Annotated in this window: 18 protein-coding genes; 8 read left to right on the forward strand and 10 right to left on the reverse strand. The window is 66.2% G+C overall.

Annotated features, from left to right (window positions below; translation table 11 throughout):
• Positions 1-7 precede the first annotated feature (7 nt).
• Complete coding sequence (locus B4K74_RS06055; protein WP_286692184.1) at positions 8-2,320, reverse strand: M1 family metallopeptidase; 2,313 nt, start codon at positions 2,318-2,320, stop codon at positions 8-10.
• An 89-nt stretch (positions 2,321-2,409) separates the two neighbouring features.
• Positions 2,410-3,276, reverse strand: a complete 867-nt coding sequence (locus tag B4K74_RS06060; protein WP_286692185.1) for an alpha/beta hydrolase — start codon at positions 3,274-3,276, stop codon at positions 2,410-2,412.
• A gap of 226 nt (positions 3,277-3,502) precedes the next feature.
• Here B4K74_RS06060 and B4K74_RS06065 point away from each other — a divergent pair, with 226 nt between their 5' ends.
• Positions 3,503-4,141, forward strand: coding sequence for a hypothetical protein (locus B4K74_RS06065; RefSeq protein ID WP_286692186.1), 639 nt, complete (start codon positions 3,503-3,505; stop codon positions 4,139-4,141).
• A gap of 9 nt (positions 4,142-4,150) precedes the next feature.
• On the opposite strand, the gene B4K74_RS06070 is transcribed toward B4K74_RS06065, so the two are convergent.
• Together B4K74_RS06070 and B4K74_RS06075 are read right to left on the reverse strand one after the other, a co-directional pair.
• A complete protein-coding gene (locus tag B4K74_RS06070; protein WP_286692187.1) occupies positions 4,151-5,341 on the reverse strand; it encodes a thiolase family protein in 1,191 nt (396 codons plus the stop codon).
• A gap of 83 nt (positions 5,342-5,424) precedes the next feature.
• On the reverse strand, positions 5,425-6,288 hold the full coding sequence (locus B4K74_RS06075) for an acyl-CoA thioesterase (protein ID WP_286692188.1): 864 nt from the start codon (positions 6,286-6,288) through the stop codon (positions 5,425-5,427).
• Between the two features lie 103 nt (positions 6,289-6,391).
• Between B4K74_RS06075 and B4K74_RS06080 the strand changes: the two genes are divergently transcribed.
• Positions 6,392-6,883, forward strand: a complete 492-nt coding sequence (locus B4K74_RS06080; protein WP_123288395.1) for a winged helix-turn-helix transcriptional regulator — start codon at positions 6,392-6,394, stop codon at positions 6,881-6,883.
• A gap of 28 nt (positions 6,884-6,911) precedes the next feature.
• On the opposite strand, the gene mnmA is transcribed toward B4K74_RS06080, so the two are convergent.
• The 5 genes from mnmA to B4K74_RS06105 all read right to left on the reverse strand — a co-directional run bounded on the left by mnmA (position 6,912) and on the right by B4K74_RS06105 (position 12,408).
• Positions 6,912-8,126: a tRNA 2-thiouridine(34) synthase MnmA gene (mnmA, locus tag B4K74_RS06085; RefSeq protein WP_414630930.1), complete on the reverse strand. Its 1,215-nt coding sequence runs from the start codon at positions 8,124-8,126 to the stop codon at positions 6,912-6,914.
• A 106-nt stretch (positions 8,127-8,232) separates the two neighbouring features.
• Positions 8,233-8,517 (reverse strand): DUF1153 domain-containing protein, encoded by a 285-nt coding sequence (locus tag B4K74_RS06090; RefSeq protein WP_123288397.1) that lies wholly within the window; start codon positions 8,515-8,517, stop codon positions 8,233-8,235.
• Positions 8,518-8,690: 173 nt separating this feature from the next.
• Complete coding sequence (gene flgE, locus B4K74_RS06095; protein ID WP_286692189.1) at positions 8,691-10,145, reverse strand: flagellar hook protein FlgE; 1,455 nt, start codon at positions 10,143-10,145, stop codon at positions 8,691-8,693.
• 12 nt (positions 10,146-10,157) lie between these two features.
• Positions 10,158-10,910: a flagellar hook assembly protein FlgD gene (locus B4K74_RS06100; protein ID WP_286692190.1), complete on the reverse strand. Its 753-nt coding sequence runs from the start codon at positions 10,908-10,910 to the stop codon at positions 10,158-10,160.
• Between the two features lie 4 nt (positions 10,911-10,914).
• Positions 10,915-12,408 (reverse strand): flagellar hook-length control protein FliK, encoded by a 1,494-nt coding sequence (locus B4K74_RS06105; RefSeq protein WP_286692191.1) that lies wholly within the window; start codon positions 12,406-12,408, stop codon positions 10,915-10,917.
• 382 nt (positions 12,409-12,790) lie between these two features.
• On the opposite strand from B4K74_RS06105, the gene flgK reads away from it, so the two are divergent.
• The 6 genes from flgK to B4K74_RS06135 all read left to right on the forward strand — a co-directional run bounded on the left by flgK (position 12,791) and on the right by B4K74_RS06135 (position 19,459).
• Complete coding sequence (flgK, locus tag B4K74_RS06110; protein WP_286692192.1) at positions 12,791-14,908, forward strand: flagellar hook-associated protein FlgK; 2,118 nt, start codon at positions 12,791-12,793, stop codon at positions 14,906-14,908.
• Positions 14,908-15,828: a flagellin gene (locus B4K74_RS06115; RefSeq protein WP_123288401.1), complete on the forward strand. Its 921-nt coding sequence runs from the start codon at positions 14,908-14,910 to the stop codon at positions 15,826-15,828. Before flgK ends, B4K74_RS06115 begins: the two co-directional genes overlap by 1 nt.
• A 130-nt stretch (positions 15,829-15,958) precedes the next feature.
• Complete coding sequence (locus tag B4K74_RS06120; protein WP_286692193.1) at positions 15,959-17,086, forward strand: ABC transporter permease; 1,128 nt, start codon at positions 15,959-15,961, stop codon at positions 17,084-17,086.
• Positions 17,083-17,856, forward strand: a complete 774-nt coding sequence (locus tag B4K74_RS06125; protein WP_286692194.1) for an ABC transporter ATP-binding protein — start codon at positions 17,083-17,085, stop codon at positions 17,854-17,856. The genes B4K74_RS06120 and B4K74_RS06125 overlap by 4 nt, the downstream gene beginning before the upstream one ends.
• 14 nt (positions 17,857-17,870) lie before the next feature.
• Positions 17,871-18,809, forward strand: a complete 939-nt coding sequence (locus tag B4K74_RS06130) for an MlaD family protein (RefSeq protein ID WP_286692195.1) — start codon at positions 17,871-17,873, stop codon at positions 18,807-18,809.
• Complete coding sequence (locus B4K74_RS06135) at positions 18,806-19,459, forward strand: ABC-type transport auxiliary lipoprotein family protein (RefSeq protein WP_286692196.1); 654 nt, start codon at positions 18,806-18,808, stop codon at positions 19,457-19,459. The genes B4K74_RS06130 and B4K74_RS06135 overlap by 4 nt, the downstream gene beginning before the upstream one ends.
• 44 nt (positions 19,460-19,503) lie before the next feature.
• Here the strand turns inward: B4K74_RS06135 and B4K74_RS06140 are convergent, their stop codons facing one another.
• Positions 19,504-20,358, reverse strand: coding sequence for a toxic anion resistance protein (locus B4K74_RS06140; protein ID WP_286692197.1), 855 nt, complete (start codon positions 20,356-20,358; stop codon positions 19,504-19,506).
• Positions 20,359-20,400 lie beyond the last annotated feature (42 nt).

Below are 20,400 nucleotides of genomic sequence, written 5' to 3' on the forward strand. Positions count from 1 at the left end.
GTGCTGACTAGCGACGCGGGAAGTAGTTGTTCGCGCGGTCGGCGTCGGCGGTTTCCCAGTTGGGATCGACCTCGGTCTGCACCAGGGTCTTGTCGGTCACATACTGCCAGCTGACCTCCTGGCTGTTGTAGCGCCAGATCTCGGCCGGGATGCGGACCACTTCGCTGGTGCCGTCGTCGAAGGTCAGCTTCAGGATGATGGGCATCACCACGCCGCCGACGTTCTTGAAGCTGAAGCGGTAGACGTTGGAGTCGAACGACTGGGCTTCCTGGATCAGGGGCATGATCATCTGCCGACCGCCGCGGCCAATGGCCCGGCGTTGCTCGTCCGTCAGGGGATAGGCGCCGTCGGCGCTGTCGTCATAGGCGTCGATCGACGGGTTGCGCTCGATGACCGTCTGCATGCCGGCATTGTTGGCGATGGTCAGCGGCACCGGCGGCTCGACGACTTCGACCTCGGGCTCGCCGGGAGGCGGCGGACCTTCAGACTGTTCCTCGTCCTCATCCGTGGCCAGACGGGCCTGGACCACGTTTTCGAGCGAGATGTCGACGTGGTCGGTCGAATAGAACCAGCCGCGCCAGAACCAGTCGAGGTCCATGCCCGAGCTTTCTTCCATGGTGCGGAAGAAGTCGTAGGGGGTGGCACGCTTGAACTTCCAGCGCTCGGCGTATTCGCGGAAGGCGCGGTCAAACAGCTCGCGGCCCATGACCGTCTCGCGCAGCACGACCAGAGCCGTGCCGGGCTTCAGATAGCCGACATTGCCGGCATTGAGCGCCGTGTCATAGCGGGTCATCAGCGGGACCTGGTTGTCCGACGTCATGAAGCGGACGATGTCGCGCGGCTCGCCCCGCGACGGGAAGCCAGGATCCCAGAGCTTGGTGGCCTGATATTCGACGAAGGTGTTGATGCCCTCATCCATCCAGGTCCACTGGCGCTCGTCGCTGTTGATGATCATTGGGAACCAGATGTGGCCGATCTCGTGGATGATCACATCGACGAGGGCGTATTTGGTCGCGTCCCCGTTGATGACATTGCCATTCTCATCGCGCGTCGGACGGGCCCCGTTGAAGGTGATCATCGGGTATTCCATCCCGCCCACCGGCCCGTTGACCGACTGGGCTGTCGGATAGGGGTAGGGGAAGGTGAAGGAGCCATAGACGTCGATGGCGTGGGCCACGGCGCGCGTGGAATAGGTATCCCACATGGGCCGCGCCTCCTTGGTGTAGAAGGACATGGCCATGACGGTCGGATATTCAGCACCCGGCTCATCCTGACGGACGGCCATGGCGTCCCAGACAAAACCGCGTGAGGCAGCCCAAGCGAAATCGCGGACGTTCTCGGCCTCGAAACGCCAGGTGCGGGATTCGGTCGAGCGGCCCTGTTCGCGGGCCACGGCCTCGTCGGGGGTGACGACATAGACGGGGGCGTCGGTGGCCGACCGGGCCTGCTCCATGCGGGCCTGCTGCTCGCGGGTCAGCACGTCGCGGCTGTTCTGAAGTTCGCCCGAGGCGGCCACCACGTGGTCGGCCGGAACTGTGATCGACACCTGATAGTTGCCGAACTCCAGCGGGAACTCGCCCGAACCGAGGAAGGGCAGGGTGTGCCAGCCTTCATAGTCGGAATAGGCGGCCAGACGCGGGAACCACTGGGCGGCCTGGAAGATGCAGTTGCCAGCCGGGGTCGAACCCGGGAAGCATTCGTAGCCGCTGCGGGCGCCGGTCACCATGGTCTGGGCGAACGGCATGGCATAGGTCATGTCGAAGCTGATCCGCTCGCCGGGTGCCAGCGGGCGGGGCAGATCGACGCGCAGCAGGGCATCGACCTGGGTGATGTTCAGCGGGCGCCCGTCGGTGCCCTTGACGACGATGTTCTGGAAGCCGCCGGCCCAGGTCTGACCGCGCTCAAAGCCCAGGGCCTCGAAGAACTGATAGGTGTCCGAGCTCGAGCTGGGCGAGGCCATGGTGGCCATCGACCCTTCGGCCATGTCCTGCTGGTCCAGCAGGATCCAGAGGTAGGTCAGGGTGTCAGGCGAGTTGTTGTGATAGGTGATCCGCTGGCTGGCGGTCAGGGCCTTGGCGTCCTCGTCGAGGCGCACGTCGATGACGTAGTCGACCTGCTGCTGCCAGTAGCGATGGCCGGGCGCGCCCGAGGCCGTACGGTAGTCGTTGGGGCTGGGCCAGCTCTCGCCCTCGAACTGGCGGAACTTGTCCTCATAGGTGCCGCGGCTCTGATCGACCGCGCCGACGCTGACCTGGGCGACGGCGGACCCCGCCGTAAGGGTGGACACGGCCAAGGCCGCGACCAGAATTCGGATACGCATGAAAAACCCCACAAAATTTACCGGCCCAAGGACGCGGCAACCTTAGCGGGCAGGGGGGCGGGCGCAAGCCGCAGAACATTACAGACCGTTCAGAGTCCGCGTCGGCCGAGCCAGCTCCGGACCAGATCGGGCCAGACGGCGGCGGGTCGGCCCTCGATCAGGCGAATGCCAAAGCCATGGCCGCCTTCCTCGAACAAATGGACCTCGACCGGGACCGCGGCCTGCCGAAGGGTGGCGGACAGCATCAGGGAATTCTCGACCGGCACGGCCGTGTCGTCCATCGCGTGCAGCAGGAAAGTCGGAGCGGCCCCTGTCCAGTCCATCTGCTCCAGACTGTAGGCCGAAATCTGATCGGGCGCGGGGGTTTCACCCAGCAGCTCGCGACGCGATCCGGCGTGGGCGTAAGGGTCGGCAAGCGTGGCGACCGGATAGAGCAGGATCAGGGCGTCGGGCCGGTGGAAATGCTGATCCGCTGCATCGAGGGCTGGATAGGTGGCGTCCGCACGCGCGCCCAGCAGACCGGCCAGATGCCCTCCGGCCGAGGCGCCCAGAACGACCGTGCGATCCGGGGCGTGGCCTTCGCCGGCGGCGTGGGCCCGGACCAGACGCAGGGCGCGCTGGGCATCCTGCAGCGGTGCATCCGGTCCCGCCGCCCAACCATCTGCAGGTAAGCGGTATCTAAGGACGTAACAGGTGTAGCCCATGGCGGCGAACACGCGGGCGCAGTCCATGCCCTCCTTGTCGACGACGGCCCAGCGGTACCCTCCGCCGGGGACCAGCAGCATCGACACGCCATTCGGCTGTACTGGCCGCACGACCGTCAGCAGGGGATCGCGCGTGTGCTTTGCGATGCGGTCGTGAAATGCGGGATTGGTCGAGCGCTCGACCACCTCAGGCGTAACGGTGACGCCCTCACCGCCGGGAGCTGCGCCGGGCCAGAGGTGTATATCATCCATCGGGGCAGGGCGGGAGGACGCGTGCGACAGCCTGCCGGAAGACACAGCGGCCACCAGACCGGGCGTGATGGCAAGCAGGGAACGACGGTGCAGTGACATCACGAAGCAGACTCATGGAGGACGAGCCTCGGAAGATTACATGCCTGCAATCATATTGCCGATATTTAAGTTCATTCGACCGGCATTTCGTGTCGATGCTCTCCTCGATGTATTTGGGAGGTTTACGATGAACGGTGACGTTGAAAACGCGCAGGACATGGCGGCGTTGTTGCAACGTCTGCGGCGGCAGACGCGACTGCAGGGCCTTGCGATCCTGGGATTGGGGGCCCTGCTGACAGCGGGTTTTGCCATGAACACCGATCCGCAGAGGTTGACCGTCTCCGAACTGGCGGTCGTGGATGAGAACGGCGTGGTGCGGGTCAGGGTCGGCGGTGCCCTGCCCGATGCGATCATCGACGGGCGGCGCATTGGCCGCGGCGGCGAAAAGGTCGCCGGTGTCATGCTGTACGACGACACCGGTCAGGAACGCGGGGGGTATGTCACCTTCTCCCCCTCCGGCAATGTCGGGCTGACGCTGGACAGCCGCCGGTCACAATCCGCCCTGTTCGTCGCCGATCCAGAAGAGGGCGTGGCCCTGAAGCTCTGGAATGGCGACGACGCCGTCGAAATGCGCGCGGACGGAGACGGTGCCCGCTTTACGGCCGTGCAGGGCAGCCGAGTGATTTCACAGACCCCGGCCGTGCCGCTTGCCGCCGAGGTCTGTGGAATATACCGAGAGGCGCTGGCCGAGCATGGAGAGGCCGTCCGGCGCGAATGCAGCGCCCGGTTCAGCCCCGAGAGTTGCGAGGTCTGTCTGTCCGACTGACGCGGGGGGTCAGACCCGCTCGACCGCCATGGCCACGGCTTCGCCGCCGCCGATGCAGAGCGAAGCCACGCCCTTGGTCTTGCCGTGGGCTTCCAGCGCGCCCAGCAGGGTCGCCAGGATGCGCGCGCCCGAGGCACCGATGGGGTGGCCCAGGGCGCAGGCGCCGCCGTTGACGTTCACCTTGTCGCGGCTCATGCCCATTTCCTTCATGGCGATCATCGGCACAACGGCAAAGGCTTCGTTGATCTCCCAGAGGTCAACGTCGTCGACCGACCAGCCGGCCTTTTTCAGGGCCTTTTGCATGGCGGGCACGGGGGCGGTGGTGAACAGGCCCGGCTCATGCGCATGGGCGGCATGGGCGACGACGCGGGCCACGATCGGCAGGTTCATGGCCTTGGCCACGCTCTCGCGGGTCATGACCAGGGCGGCGGCTCCGTCCGAGATCGAGCTGGCATTGGCGGCGGTGATGGTGCCGTCCTTGGCGAAGGCCGGGCGCAGGGTCGGGATCTTTTCCGGGCGGGCCTTGCCGGGCTGTTCGTCGGTGCTGATGGTTTCCGTGCCCTTGCGGCTGGTCACCTCGACGGGGGTGATTTCGGCGTCAAAGGCGCCGCTTTCGATGGCGGCATTGGCGCGACGCAGGGACTCGATGGCGTAGTCGTCCTGCTGTTCGCGGGTGAACTGGTACTGGCCGGCGGTGTCCTCGGCGAATGCGCCCATCAGCTTGCCGGGCGTATAGGCGTCTTCCAGGCCGTCCATATACATGGTGTCGACGATCACATCGTGGCCGATGCGGGCGCCGCCGCGGTGCTTGTTCATGACGTAGGGGGCGCCGGTCATCGACTCCATGCCGCCCGCGACGATGATATCGGCCGTTCCTGCCATCAGGGCGTCATGGGCCATCATGGCGGCCTGCATGCCCGAGCCGCACATCTTGTTGACCGTGGTCGCCTCGACATGTTTGCCGAGGCCCGCGCCGATGGCGGCCTGACGGGCCGGGGCCTGGCCCAGCCCGGCGGGCAGGACGCAGCCCATGAAGATCTGCTCGATCTTGTCAGCGCTGACACCCGCGCGCTCGACCGCGGCCTTGACGGCGGTGGCGCCCAGATCGGTCGCCTTGACGCCGCTCAGCGCGCCCTGGAAGCCGCCCATCGGCGTACGGGCAAAGGCGACGATGACGACGGGGTCATTAGATTGGGTCATGGAAAACAGTCCCTCGGATACGGATAAGGTGAAGGCTAGATCGGCTTTTGTGCGCTGCAACGCAAGTCCGTTTGCACCTGCGCTCAGGCCTCGGCCGGGCGGCGCGGCCCGAAAAGTTTGCGCCTTTGCCGGGCCAGCGCCAGAGGCCGACCGTCCGGCGCAAAGGCCATACCGTCATCCAACGCCCAGCCGCCGGAAACGTCGCGTGTGCGGAATTGGAAAATCGCCCAGCCCTCGGGTGAGGTGTCCGGCGTCACCGGTTCGATCAGGTCATAGCGCAGATCGACACTGGCCGAGGGCACCGGCGGAACAGGCAGAACCGTCATGTAGGACGGGAAGATACCGTCCAGCAGAAAGCACAGGCTGAGCTCGTCCAGCGGACGATGGTCGATGGTCCGCATCCACAGCCGCAGGGTCGGGTCCGAAAGGGGGGAGCCGCCACCGATCTTGGCGCCTCCGTCGAACCGGTGCTCGATATAGCGGGTAAACCAGGGGGCCAGCTGCGGATCGACCGGCGTCGGGTCCAGATCCTCAAACGGGGTCGGCGAAGGAGTGAGCGGCCGGACCTCAGGTCCATGCCCTAGGGTGCCGAAGGTGCCGAGGGCGGTCAGAGCGGGGCGCCCGGGCTGGCCCGCACGCACGGAGGCATAGGCCACCGAGCGTCCGCCCCGTTCAAGTGTCGGAGAGAAGGTGACCGGCGCAAAGCGGGCGGCGGCCAGATACTGGACCGTCAGGGTCATCAGGGGTGGCTGGATGTCCAGGCCTTCCCGCATGGCGCGGACGGCGAGCGCCGCCATCAGGCCCCCGAACGGCGCGCCCTTATCCGCAGGCCAGGCCAACGGAGCGTTGGAGAAGTCCGCCGTCAGATCAGCGGTCCGGTCCGGCCCGTCGCCGGGCGTCAGGGTGAGGGCCTGATCAAGTGTCTGACGCGGCATGGGGAAGGTCATGCGAAGGGTTCATTGCGAAAAAGGACGGACCAACAAACATAAGCGGAGGGTCCAGAATGACAACCCACTTGCAATCAGCCTGCCGCCACGTCACCTTTCTGACATGGGACGCACCGCTGACTACTCCAGACAAAGTTGCTCGATCGCTGCCACGCTGGAGGTGATCGGTGACCCGTGGACCCTGCTGGTCATCCGCGACGCTTTTCAAGGGGTCAGCCGGTTCGAGCAGTGGCAGGACCGGCTGGGGCTGGCGCGCAATGTGCTGGCGGCGCGGCTGAAATCCCTGGTGCAGCACGGCGTGCTGGAAGTCCGCCCCTATTCCGAGCGCCCGCCGCGCAACGAATATGTGCTGACGGCTAAGGGCAAGGATCTGTACGGGGTGCTGGTCACCCTGCACGCCTGGGGCAACAAGCATGTCTATGGCGACTGTGACTCGGGCATCGACATGGTGCACCAGACCTGCGGCCATTCGCTGGATCCGCGCATCGCCTGCAACCACTGCAGCGAGATCGTCAAACCGCGCGAGATCGCCCTGACCCGGGCCGAGAACCGGCCGACGGTCGGCGATGTCATGCCGCGCGAGGATGCGGCCTGATCGTCAGTTTCCGGCAGGCCGCGAGCGGTCAGGCGAGCGCGCGCGTCGAGGCGATGAAACCGCCGCCCAGCAGACGATCGGGGTCGGCCGGGTCGTAGAGGGCGCAGGCCTGGCCGGGGGATACGCCCTCTTCGCCCGCGTCAAAGCTGACGCCGATGGCGTCGCCGTCGCGGAACAGCCGGGCGGGCAGGGGCGGGCGGGTCGAGCGGACGCGGGCCAGCACGGCACGGCCCGTGGCAGCGGCGGCCGCAAAGTCGGCCTCGTCGCCCAGCCAGTTGGTTTCCTCGAGCGTCAGCGCGCCGGTCAGCAGGGCTTCCCGCGGACCGACGATCACGCGGCGGATCTCGGGCTCAAGCCGGACGACGAACAAGGGATCGCCCACGGCGACGTTCAGCCCGCGCCGCTGGCCGATGGTGTAGTCGGTGATACCCGCATGGGTGCCTAGTACCCGGCCGTCCATGTGCACGATTTCGCCCGCTTCACGCCCTTGCGGGCGCAGGCGGTCGATCAGGGTGCGGTAGTCTCCGGACGGGACGAAACAGATGTCCTGGCTGTCGGGCTTGGCGGCGATCCGCAGGCCCAGTTCGGCCGCGACACCGCGCACCTGGGGCTTTTCCAGATCGGCCAGTGGAAAGCGCAGATAGTCCAGCTGGTCGCGGGTGGTGGCGAACAGGAAATAGGACTGGTCGCGCGACGGATCGATGGCCTTGCGCATCTGGACCCGGCCATCGATGACCGAGCGACGGACATAGTGGCCGGTGGCCATGGCCTCGGCGCCGAGGTCACGCGCGACATCCAGCAGGTCGCGGAACTTGACCGTCTGGTTGCAGCGGATGCAGGGCACAGGCGTGCGCCCTTCCAGATAGCTGTCGGCGAACTGATCGATCACCGCCTCACGGAAGCGGCTTTCATAGTCGAGCACATAGTGTGGGATGCCGAGGGTGTCGGCAGCCAGACGGGCGTCGTGAATATCCTGCCCGGCGCAACAGGCGCCCTTCTTCTTGAGCGCTGCGCCATGGTCATAGAGCTGAAGCGTGACGCCGACGACGTCATAGCCGGCCTTGTGCAGCAGGGCCGCGACCACGGTCGAGTCGACCCCGCCGGACATGGCGGCCACCACGCGCGATCCGACCGGCAGGCCGACCGCCGCGCGCGCGGAGGCAATCGCCGCATCCAGATCGGCAGGCGCCATGGCGGGGATGGGGCAGGCGGTATCCTGCGAGCGGGTGATCACCGTGGTCATGGGCGCCATATAGAGGGCCCGCCCGACTTTTTCGAGGCTCAGCAATGCAGAAGGCCGCCCCTGCGGTCACAGAGGCGGCCATCGGCAGGCTTCGGGGAGGGAAGACCTAGTTGCGGTAGTGCTGGATTCGCGTGGTGCGCAGACCCTGCATGCCCCATTTGTCGATGGCTTTTTGCCAGGCCAGGAATTCTTCGGCGGTCAGACGATAGCGCGCGAGGGCGTCATCGAGGCTGAGAAGTCCGCCGCGCACAGCAGCGACGACCTCGGCCTTGCGGCGGATCACCCAGCGGTCCGTGTTGACCGGCGGCAGATCGCGCAGGGTCAACGGCGTGCCTGTGGGACCAACCACATAGGCTTCGCCGTCCTTGTTCATTCGTCGCTCTTGCAACATGGGCTTATGCCTCTTTCACCACCATCACTGACCCTGACCATAAGCAACTGGCGCTAAAGGCCGTTTAAGCGTCGTGGTGAAGGAACGGCTAACGCGCCGCCGCTGAAACGGCGCGTTCCGGGTGCCTGAAAGGGCTGTTTTTCGCGTCATTTGCGACCTCCGCCTGATGCCCGTCAGCGCTTGATGCTGATCAGCTCGGCCAGCATTTCGTCGGCCGTGGTGATGATCTTGGATGAGGCGGAATAGGCCCGCTGGGTGGTGATCAGCCCTGTGAACTCGGCGGACAGATCGACGGTCGAGGCTTCCAGCTGTGAGGCGCCGATGAAGCCGGCGCCACCCGATCCGGCGGCCTTGAGGTTGTAGGTGCCCGAGCCCTGGCTGACCCGATATGCATTCCCCGCTGTCTCGGTCAGGCTGTCGGGGCTGGGGAAGGTGGCCAGCGCCACCTGGGCAATCTGGCGGGTCACGCCGTTGTCGAAGATGGCGGTCACGAAGCCGCGCTCGTCGATCTTGACCTCGCTGAGATTGCCGAAGGCCGTGCCGTTGGTAATGGTCGCCTGCACGACCGAGGCGCTGTCGTACTGGGTCAGGCCACCGGCGGCCGCCGTCAGGTCGAAGGCCAGCGACTGCTCGTCGATGCCCAGGTCGGGTGCCCAGGCAAACTCTCCGGCCGCAGGCGCGCCTGAGCTGGAAGAGCCGAAGTTCAGATTGGCATTGGCGGGATCGTCAAACAGGGCATCGGCGCCCAGGGCCTCCATGGCAGCGACGTCAAGACGTCCGTCCTGGGTGAAGGCGACCAGACCGGTCTTGAGCTGGCCGTTGGCCAGACCGGCACCCGAGACGACATCGTCCGCAGGGATAGCGCGAATTTCAGCGTACCACTGGTTCGGCACTGTGCTCTTCAGGAAGGACAGGGCGATGGTGCGCTGGCCGCCCTTCGAGTCCGAGACGGGGATCGTGACCTCGAAATCGGGCTTCACCCCGGTGCCGGTTTCCGGATTCCACAGAGCCATGGAATTGGTCAGGGGATCATAGGCCGTGGGTCCGGGAGGGACGGCGGCGGCGTCGGTCGCCTCGGTCGAGATGGCCTGGCTGGACTTCAGGTTGGCGTTCATCTGCACGCGGGTCGTGGCTTCCGCCGTGCCGCCGACCGAGCCGACGTTGATGGTCCGCAGGCGCGACAGGTCTGATGGATCGGTGGCGATGTCGCCATTGGCGTCGACCGGCCATCCCTGCAGATACAGGCCGGCGGTGTTCTTCAGATAGCCCAGATTATCGACCCGGAAGGCGCCGGCCCGGGTGAACAGGCGCGCGTCTGTGACCTCCAGGTTCTCGGGCTTCTCCGTGACGACGAAGAAGCCTTGACCGGCGATGCCCAGATCGGTGGTTGAGGTGGTGCGCTGCAGCTGGCCGTTCTGGCTGGTGAAGTGACGCGCCGAACCCTGGACGCCGCCAGCAGAATAGCCGCTGCCCTGGCTCTGACTGTTGACGACAGTCGAGAACTCGCTGGTCGTCCGCTTGTAGCCGACCGTGTTCACATTGGCGATGTTCTGGGAGATGGCGGCGAGGGCGGCTGAGTTGGCCGTCAGACCCGACACGCCAGCCAGCAAGGCACTGTTGATGCTCATGGGATACTCTCCTTAGGACAGGTATTTCAAGGGGTTGAATGCCGAGGCGACTGAGGCCAGCAGGCTCTCGTCGTCGGTGGAATCAGTGGGGGTGGTCGCGGCGTCATTGGCCTGCTGCAAGGCGATGACGCTGCTGAGCGGCAGGATCGAATTGCCGATCGTCAGATAGGGTTCGCCGTCATACAGCTCGACGCCCGAGATGCGGCCCTGGATCAGGACCTGGTTGTCGACCGCTTCGCCAGCGCCATCCTTGGCCACGACCTTCAGGGTGTAGACGCCACCGTCCGCGACCTGGCCTCCGCCAGTGGTCTGGCCGTTCCAGGTGAAGCCATGAACGCCGTCAGACTTTCCGGGGCCCTCGCCGGACCAGACGACATTGCCTCTGCCGTCCAGCACCTGGAGGGTGACCTCGGAGGCCTCACCGGCCAGTTCATAGCTCCACGACGCCTGGCCATCCTCGATCCGTGTGGCCGACCAGACTGCGGTCGCGTCCTTGCCGATATAGGTGGCGGCGGTGGTCAAGCCGGTGCCCTGCTGGGCCGAGAGCAGGCTGGTCAGCAGGTCATTGGTGAGAAGTTGCTGCTCGACGCCCGCCATCTGGGTCAGCTGACCGGTGAACTCGTTGGAATCGACCGGGGACAGGGGGTCCTGGTTCCTCAGCTGAGCTGTCAGCAGGCTGAGGAAGGTCTCGAAATTGCTGAACAGGCTGGTGGTGCCCGCGCCGATCCGTCCGGCGGCGTCATTGGTGGTGATGGCATCGACCATGGGGTCAGACCTTCAGATCGACGCGGTCTCGCGTCAGGGAAAGAGTTTGCCAGGGGGCGGGTTCGAGGGCGGGCTGGTCCGCCTGGTTATTCAGGTCGGACGCCCGGGCGAAGGCACGCCGGTCAAAGCCCGAGAAGCCGCGATCGGCGGAGGAGGGATCGCGCTCGGTGAACTGCAAGGCGTCACCGTCGAGGTGCAGGCCAGCCTGCTCCAGCTGGCGACGCAGTTCGTCGGCCCGGCCGCGCAGTTCGGTGGCCGCTGCCGGATTGTCGAAGGCCAGCCGCGCGGCCATGTGCCCGTCGGAGTCGATCTCGATGCTGACATCGACACGGCCGAGGCCTTCGGGGGTCAGGGCCATTTCGAAACGCGTCGAGCGGCCGTTGAGGCGGTTCTGAATCTGGGCCGCGATCAGGGCGGTGGTCTCGACCGTCGCGCGGGACAGTGTCGACAGGCCGAGGCCTCGGTCCACAGAGGCAAGCGCTGCCTTGAAGGGGTCCGCTGTCGCGGCGTCGCCGGGCACAGGGGTGGGAGCCTCGCCGCCGGCCGCCGGGAGAGCTGCCGGAGAGGGATCAGCCGCCGTCTGAGCGGCCTGGCCTGCGGCGGCCATGGTCAGGGCCTGGAGCGACGACTGGATCGCCGTCGGAGCCGGGGTCCCGGTCGCCTGGAGAGCGGACGGGGCAGCGTCGCCGTTCAGCCGGGTCTTGAGGCGTGAGCCCAGGTCATTCGTGCTGCCGGACCCGCGAGCGGCGGCACTGTCTCGGGCCTCGTGGGTTGCCAGCAGACGGCGGACGAGGGCAGGGGCCAAAGGCGCTGCGGCCTGACCGTCGGACAGGGCCCTGGCTGTGCCTGGTGACGTGGCGCTGTTGGGAACCGGTGACGCCTCTGCCTCCCCGTCTTTGGCGACGGCGGGCGGTTCGGACGGCGGGCCGGGGTTGATCTGAGGCCCCTGCGCGCCCTTGCCCTTGCCCAGGGTGGGCGTTTCGCCGGGCAGGACCTGCGGACCCATGCCTTCCTTGCCGCCTGAGGCGCCGAAGACAGGCGGGTTGTGTGGCAGGACCGGGGGGTGCTCATCGGAGGGAACCTTGCCGTCCTCGCCTGGCAGAACCTGCGGACCCGTGCCTTCCTTGCCGCCGTCGAGCTCCACGACCGGCGGGTTGTGGGGCAGGATCTGAGGACTCGTGCCCTCCTTGCCTGTGGTGGGCGGATTGTGCGGGAGGATGTGCGGCCGGGTGCCGTCTTCGAGCCCGGTCAACTTTGCCGAAGCGCGATCGTCGGCCGCGACCTCGCCTTCGGGTGCACCCATTGTGTCGGTTTGGGCGGTTGGCTCAGGGCGCGACGTTGCCGGGCGGACCTTTGCCTCGGTGACCTGCGCCTGGCTGACCAGTCCGGCAAAGGCTTCCATGCCCTCGGCTGTGGCGCCCGCACGCCCGGGCGAACGGGTGACGGCCTCACTGGCCGACCCGCCCTGCAGGGGTGTGAACAAGCTGTCCGCGCGCATCGGGCTGAGCCCCTCCGTCCATAAGGTCGAACCCGGACGCACCGGGATCGAGGGACGGGTCGCAAGGGTCGGGCCACTCGGCAGTTTGTCAAAAAAATACAATAATCCAGAGCATTAGTGTTTCTAGATGTCGTTGCGAATGATCCGCGCCGGGTCGAATATTGCCGTGCGGATGGACGTTTATTGCCCGGTGACCGCAGCGATCGTCCGGGCCGTCCGCTCTGGCCCGTCCCTTGCGCCGGTGTCGGACGAACGAACGGTCGCCGATAATGAACCTTATAAATTACAGCATCTTGGCTTTGAGCTCATCCGAAACTGCCGGGCAAATTGCGCAGGCATGCGGGAAGAGCTTGCCGGGTGACCGCCGTCAGGAGGCCCGCTGATGTCCATTTCCTCCATCATGAACACCGCGAACAGCGGATTGACGGCGGCCCAGGTTCAGCTGCGTGTCGTCTCGGACAATGTTTCGAACGTCAACACGCCCGGCTATGTGCGCAAGATCGCCGAGCAGGAGACCCTGATCAGCCAGGGTATGGGCTCGGGCGTCGAGGTCACCCGCATCCGCCTGGCGACCGACCGCTTCCTGCAAGCGGCCAGTTTCAATGCCGGGGCCGACGCCGCGCGCCAGTCGGTGCGGTATGAACTGTATGACCGGATGCAGGGACTGTTCGGCGATCCAGGCGGCGACGGCGGCTTTTTTGCGCAGGTGGATCAGGCGTTCTCGGTGTTCGCGGCCGCTGCCGAGGACCCGGCCTCGTCGCCCCGGCGGCAGGAGGCCCTGTTCCGCGCCCAGGCCCTGTTCGACGAAGGCAATCGCATTGCCGGACAGATCCAGGCGGTTCGCGAGGACGCCGATGGCCGCATCCAGAGCGCTGTCGACCAGGCCAACACACTTCTGGAACAGATCGAGGCGCTCAATATCGAGATCGCCCGCTCCAGCGCCGTCGGCAGCGATGGCTCGGGCGCCGAGACGGCCCAGGCGGCCCTGATCGGTCAGTTGTCAGAGTTGATGGATGTGCGAGTGTCTGCGCGTTCGGTCGGGGGTGTGTCGATCCGCACGGGTGCAGGAGTGCTGCTGGCGGGCGAGGGGCACGCGACGCTGGCGTACAATCGAGCCGGCACGGTGAACGCCGAGACCGCCTTCAACGAAATCTGGGTGACCGAGCCGCGCGGCGAGAAGCGCCCGCTGCTGGAGAGCATCACCTCGGGTGAGATCAAGGGCCTGGTCGACATGCGCGACGTCGAGGCCCCGCAGGCGGCCGAGCGGCTGGCGGAACTGCTGACCCGGGTGGCGGACGAGCTGAACCGGGCGCACAATGCCAACTCGTCCGTTCCCGCCCCGACAAGCCTGACCGGGCGCAATGTGGGCCAGTCGCTTGAGACCGCCGTCGCCGGCTTTTCGGGTACTACAGCGATCGCGGTCACCAATACCTCCGGGCAGGTCCAGAGCCGCGCCGACATCGCCTTTTCCGGCGGAACGATCACCATCAACGGTACCGCGACCACGCCGGCCGGATTTCTGGCGACGCTGAATGCCGAGCTGGGCGGCGCGGCCACGGCCAGCTTCGTCGATGGTGTGCTGAGCCTGTCGGCGACGGGGACCAACGGGGTGGTGGTCGCCGACGACCCGGCCAACCCGTCGCGGAAGATCGGGCGGGGGTTCTCGCACTTCTTTGGTCTGAACGACCTGATCTCGACAGACCGTCCCGCCCTGTATCAGACCGGCCTGAGCAGCACGTCCCCGCACGGCTTCACTGCGGGTGAAACGCTGACCCTGCGGTTTGCTGGCGAGACCGGGGCCAAGATTCGGGACGTGACCGTGGCCATCCCGGTCGGTGGAACCGTTGCGGACCTGGTGGCGGCGCTGAACAATCCGGCAACGGGGGCAGGCCGGTTCGGCGCCTTTACTCTCAATGCAACCGACGGCACCCTCAGCTTCAGTGCCAATACCAGCCCCGCACCCCGCCTGTCGGTGCTTGAGGACCGGACGACCCAGGTTCCGTCCGGCGTGTCGATCACTGAACTGTTCGGAATCGGCGGCGGGGTACGGGCGTCGCGGGCCGACGGCTATACAATGCGCACCGACATCCGTCAGAGCCCGGCCCGGCTTGGCCTTGCCCAGTTCGACTTCAATGCAGCGGTGGGCGCCACAGGCCTGACCAGCGGAGACGGGCGCGGCGCCCTGGCCCTCGCCGATGCCGGTCAGGTCAACGCGACCTTCCAGAGCGCAGGGGAATCGCTGGGCGGTCAGATTTCCGTGTCACGCTATGCATCAGAACTTGCCGGAGACATCGGCGGGCGCGCGGCCCTGACAAAGACGGCGCGGGATAGTGCCATGGCCTTGCACGGCGAGGCCTCGGCCCGCCAGCGTGCTCATGAGGGCGTCAATCTTGACGAAGAGCTGGTGCTGATGACCACCTATCAGCAGGCCTTCAACGCCTCGGCCCGACTGATCCAGGCGGCGCGCGAACTGTACGACACCTTGCTGGGGATGGTCTGATGAACCGCGTATCCACATTCGGCAACTACCAATCGGCCCTGCTTGACCTGATGACCGCCCAGACCCGGGCGCAGGATGCGCAGGAGCGGGTTTCGACCCAGAAGGTCGCTACGGATCTTTCCGGCTTCGGTCGGAGCTCGGAAACCCTGACGGCGCTGAAATCAAGCCAGAGCCGTATCCAGGGCTTCATCGACACGGGTGAGACCGTCGCATCGCGGCTGGAGACCCAGGCGCTTGCCTTGAACCGCATCGCGGACGGCGTTTCAGGGGCGCGCGAAGCTATCGCCGCCGCCCTTGCTAGCGGTCGCACCGACGGTCTGATGCTGGAGTTGCAAGGTCATTATCAGATCACCCAGGACGGGCTGAACAGCCGCCACCAAAACCGCTATCTGTTCGCCGGCAGCCAGAGCGCCACGCCCCCTGTCACAGCCATGACCATGGCCGATCTGGCGGACCTGCCCGCCGCTTCGGACGCCTTTGCCAACGACTCCCTGAAACAGGTGTCACGCCTCGACGAGGGCACGCTGATGGAGACCGGCTTTCTGGCCAATGAGGTCGGGCATGAAGGCTTTGACATCTTCCGCGATATCCAGCTGTTCCATGAAGCGACGCCCTTGAACGGCGGCCTGGATGATGCGACCCGTGACTTCCTGACGGCTCAGCTGACCCGGCTGGATCAGGCCCGCGAGACCGTCACCAACTTTGGCGCGCGCAACGGTTCGCTGCAGAACCGGGTCGACTCCATCCTGACGGCCCAGACCACCCAGAAGGTCTCGCTGGACGAGATGCTGTCGAAAAAGACCGATGCCGACCTGGCCCAGGCTCTGACGGATCTGGAGCTGTCGCAGGTGGCCATTCAGGCCTCGGCCCAGGTGATCAATCAGCTGCGGCAAGTCTCACTGCTGAATTTTCTGAGCTGACGGCAAAGCTCCAGGCAACCGGCACCAGTTCGGCGCATTTGACACAGGTTCCGGTGCGCTCAGGCCGCCGGAGGGGCCGAGGGTGATTTCCGCATGGGCAAATCACGGCATCCGATTTAGTTAAGGTGCCATGGCGACCGCCGATTTCGAGATTGACAGTCAGGGCAAGGGCGTTCGGCTGCGTCTGGTCGGCGACTGGACGGCTGCGGGCCTGTCACGGCTGAGAGGCCGACTGGGTCCGCGATTGCGCAAGGAGCTGGGCGGCACGCCGGTTGCGAGTCTGGACCTGACCGACCTCGGACGCTTCGACACCACTGGAGCGCTGATCCTGTCCAAGGCCGTGCACGGTGAGCTGCCCGAGGGGGCATGGTCGGCACGGCCCGAGGTCGGACGTGTCTATGACCGCGTCCATGCTGTCGAAAGTAAGGAAGCCGCCCCGCTCAAACGCCCCTCGGCCCTTACACGAGGGTTCGCCAAGGTCGGCCGCGGCATGCACGACATCGGCGGCGAGGCCATTCTGTCGATGGCCTTCCTCGGGCGGCTGATCACAGCCACAGGCTCGGCCCTGAAGCACCCCGGGCGCATCCGCTGGCCGGCCTGGGTCAGCCAGATTGAGCGCGCGGGCCTTGATGCCATTCCGATCGTGGCCGTCACGGCCTTCTTCATCGGTGCGGTCGTGGCCTTCATCGGCGCCGATCTGTTGCAGCAGTTCGGCTTCGACGTGTTCGCGGTCGAGTTGATCGCCATCTCGGTCCTGCGTGAGTTTGCGGTGGTCATCGCCGCCATCCTGCTGGCCGGGCGGTCATCCTCGTCCTTTGCGGCCGAGGTCGGGGCGATGAAGATGAATCAGGAGATCGACGCCATGCAGGTCATGGGCGTCAATCCGTTCCAGGCGCTCGTCATTCCCCGGCTGGCGGCCATGATCATCATGCTGCCCCTGCTGACATTCATCGCCATGCTGGCGGGCCTGTTCGGCGGCGCGCTGGTCGCATGGAGCCAGCTGGACCTCGGGCTGGCCTTCTTTGTCCAACGGATGAGCGTCATCCCTGACATCGGCAATCACCTGTTCGTTGGCCTGATCAAGGCACCGGTGTTCGCCATTGTGGTTGCGGCGATCGGCTGTCGTCAGGGCATGGCGGTGTCGGGCGATGTCGAGTCCCTCGGGCGCCGGGTGACGGCCGCCGTGGTGCAGGCCATCTTCGCCATCATCTTCCTCGACGCCGTGTTCGCCCTGATTTTCCTGGAACTGAACATATGACCGGGGACAAGGACACGGTTATCGAGGTGCGGGGCCTGCTTAGTCAGTTTGGCGAGCGCGTCATCCATGAGGATCTGGACCTCGACGTCGCGCGCGGGGAAATCCTGGGCGTCGTCGGCGGATCGGGCACCGGCAAGACGGTGTTGCTGAACACCATCATTGGCCTGAAAGAGCCCGACGGCGGCAGCGTCCATCTGCTGGGCCATGACATGGCCGAGGCGACCAAGGCCGACATGGCTGACATCGAGCGGCGCACGGGGGTGCTGTTTCAGCAGGGTGCCCTGTTCTCGTCGCTGACAGTCTTGCAGAATGTGGCCTCGCCGCTGGTCGAACATACCGAATTGCCGCGCTCCCTGATCGAGGAGATCGCGGCGATGAAGATCGCCCTGGTCGGTCTGGGGCCCGAGTCGCATCACCTCAAGCCTGCCGAGCTGTCGGGCGGCATGCGCAAGCGCGCGGGGCTGGCGCGGGCGCTGGCGCTGGATCCCGAGCTGCTGTTTCTGGACGAGCCGACGGCAGGTCTGGACCCCATCGGGGCTGCGGCCTTCGACGAATTGATCCGGTCGTTGGCGAACGATCTGGGTCTGACCGTCTTTATGATCACGCATGATCTCGATAGCCTGTATGCCATCTGCGACAAGGTCGCGGTGCTGGCGGACAAGCACGTCGTGATCAAGGCGACCGTTTCCGAACTCGAGCGTTCGGATCATCCCTGGATCCATGAGTATTTCCATGGTCCGCGAGGGCGCGCTGCCCACAGGACCGGCTGAGGAGCCACACCGACATGGAAAGAGACGCCCATTACGCAGCAGTTGGGATCGCCACGGTCGCCCTGGCGGTGGCCCTGATCATCTTTTCGATCTGGCTGGCACGCCTGTCGTTCAACGAGGAGTACGACGTCTATGATATCGTATTCTATGGACCGGTGCGCGGCCTGTCCGAAGGCGGAGAGGTCCACTTCAACGGCATCCGGGTCGGACTGGTGACCGATCTGCGTCTGGATCAGGAAAAAGGCGACCAGGTTGTGGCCCGCATCCGTATCGACGCCACCACGCCGGTGCGCGTGACGTCGCGCGCCCAGCTGGAGCCGCAAGGCATCACCGGCCTGAACTACATCCAGATCACCGCCGGGACCGAGGGCAGCGCCCTGTTGAAGACCCAGTATCCGAATAATGTCGTGCCGGTGATTCAGAGCCAGCCCAGTCCGATCGCCGAACTGCTGTCCGGGTCCGGCACGGTTCTGGCCCAGACGGTGGACGCCCTGAACCGCATCAACCGGGTGCTGTCGGATGAAAACATCCGCTCCTTTTCGGTCAGTGTTCGCAACATCGAGGCGCTGAGCACCGAGCTTGAGGCCCGCAAGGGCATGTTCGGCGAACTGGAACAGGCGCTTGTCCGCGCCAATGCCGCCATGGCCGAATATCAGGCGCTGGGGGTGTCTGCCCGGCGGCTGGTCGAGACCGACGGTCAGGAAGCGGTGGCCAATCTGAACAATGCGGCGGAACAGGCGGTGCAGGCTGCCGAGGCCGCCAATCGCTTGATCGCCAATCTGGAGGGTCCGGTGAACGACTTTGCCGCCAGTGGCCTGCCACAGCTGGAAGAAGCCATTCGCGGGCTGGATGACGCGACCCGCTCGCTCGAAAGCCTCGTCGATGAGGTCCGCAGCAGTCCCCGCGAGTTCATCTCGCGACCGCCGTCCCAGGAACTGGAGGTTCAGCCATGATCCCCGCATCGATGTCATCCCTGCGTCGCGGCCTGACCGGTCTGGGAGCCAGTGTGGCCGTGGCGCTGGCGATGGGCGGCTGTGCCCTCCTGTCGACGCCTGACCCTGTGCAGCTGTATCGCTTTGGCCCCCTGGACAGCGGCTATGTCGGCGAGCGCAGCATGGCGACGGTGCAGGTCTCCCTGCGCCGGATCGAGTTCCCCGAAGCCGTATCGGGCCAGCGCATCCTGGCGGTGACCGGCAATGAAGCGGCCTATGTGGCCGGCGCGCGCTGGGTATCCGACGCCGAGGACCTTTATGCGCAGAGCCTGGAGATGGCGTTTTCCTCGGACCGCTCCGGGGTGCGGCTGATCGGGGGGCGCGAGCTGACCCGTGCCGATGCCGGGCTCGACGTCGACATCACGACCTTCGAGACGCGCTATACCGCGCCCGGAGCCGTGCCGACGGTGGTGATTTCGGCCCGGGCCCGCCTGCTGGCCATGCCAGAGCGCACTGTGGTGTCGGAGCAGATCTTCTCGGTCAGCGAGCCTGCGAGGGACAACCGGTTGGGCGCTATCGTGTCGGCCTATGATGCGGCTACCGGGGATCTGAACCGGCAGATCGTCGCTTGGGTCGAGGCCAATGCCGCCCGCGCCGCCAGCGCGGACTGACCCGTTTCAATGTCATTCTAGGGTAAAGACGAGGATGACGCAGGTTAGCCGTTCCGCAGGCTTTCCAGCCGGGCAACCTGGGCCTTGCGGCGGTCCTGCGCCTGGGCGACGTCAGCCTTGATGCGGTTAAGCGTGGCCAGCAGCCGGTCCCGCAGGGCCTCCAGCTCTGATATGTCCGGGCGCACCTTGCGCGGGCGCTTGCGATCCAGACCCAGACGCGCGGTCCAGTCTTCCTGCCAGGCGTTCAGAGCCGGTGCGGCGCGGCGGACGGCGTCCGCAGCCCAGGCATCGGCGTTCTGGATGGCGCGCGCGCAGGGAAGGGCGGCAACGCCCGAGGCCCGGTGGGTGTCCAGGTCGCCGATCCGTCCACGCAGGGCCTGATGCGGGTCGGCGGGCGTCTCCTCACCTTCTGCAGCGACCGGGGGCGGGGTCAGTGCGGCCAGCCCGACCCGGACGTGGCCGTGGATCTCGCGAACGCCGTCGCGCAGGGCATCGAGCGCTCCGTTCAGCGACGCGCCCCGGGTTTCGACCCCCTTCAGGCGCTCCTCGATCTCGGCAAGCGTATCCCTGACCGTCCGGCCAGCGGCCTGAAACGCCGAGCGAAACCGTTTCAGCCGCCCGTTCCGGCTGTCGAACAGGCCCGCCAGCCCGCGCCGGGGCTCAAGCTCGCGGGGGCGCAGACCCTCGATACAGGCAATCAGATGGTCGATACGGGCGCTGGCCTCGGTCAGGTCACCGGTGCGCGCCTCGGCCAGCACGCGGTCCAGACAGTCGCGCACAGACTGGCGTGAACGCTCGCCATAGGCGGCGGCATCCGCCTGAACCTCGGCCTGCATGGCCTGTACGCGATCAGGATCGGGCTCCGGAATACCGAAAAAGCGCCCGCTACCGTCAGCCATCACATCACCCTCCAATTCGGCCTGTTCCGGCCGATTGGAGGC

The sequence above is a fragment of the Brevundimonas sp. UBA2503 genome (assembly GCF_002341485.1).
Classification (GTDB): domain Bacteria; phylum Pseudomonadota; class Alphaproteobacteria; order Caulobacterales; family Caulobacteraceae; genus Brevundimonas; species Brevundimonas halotolerans.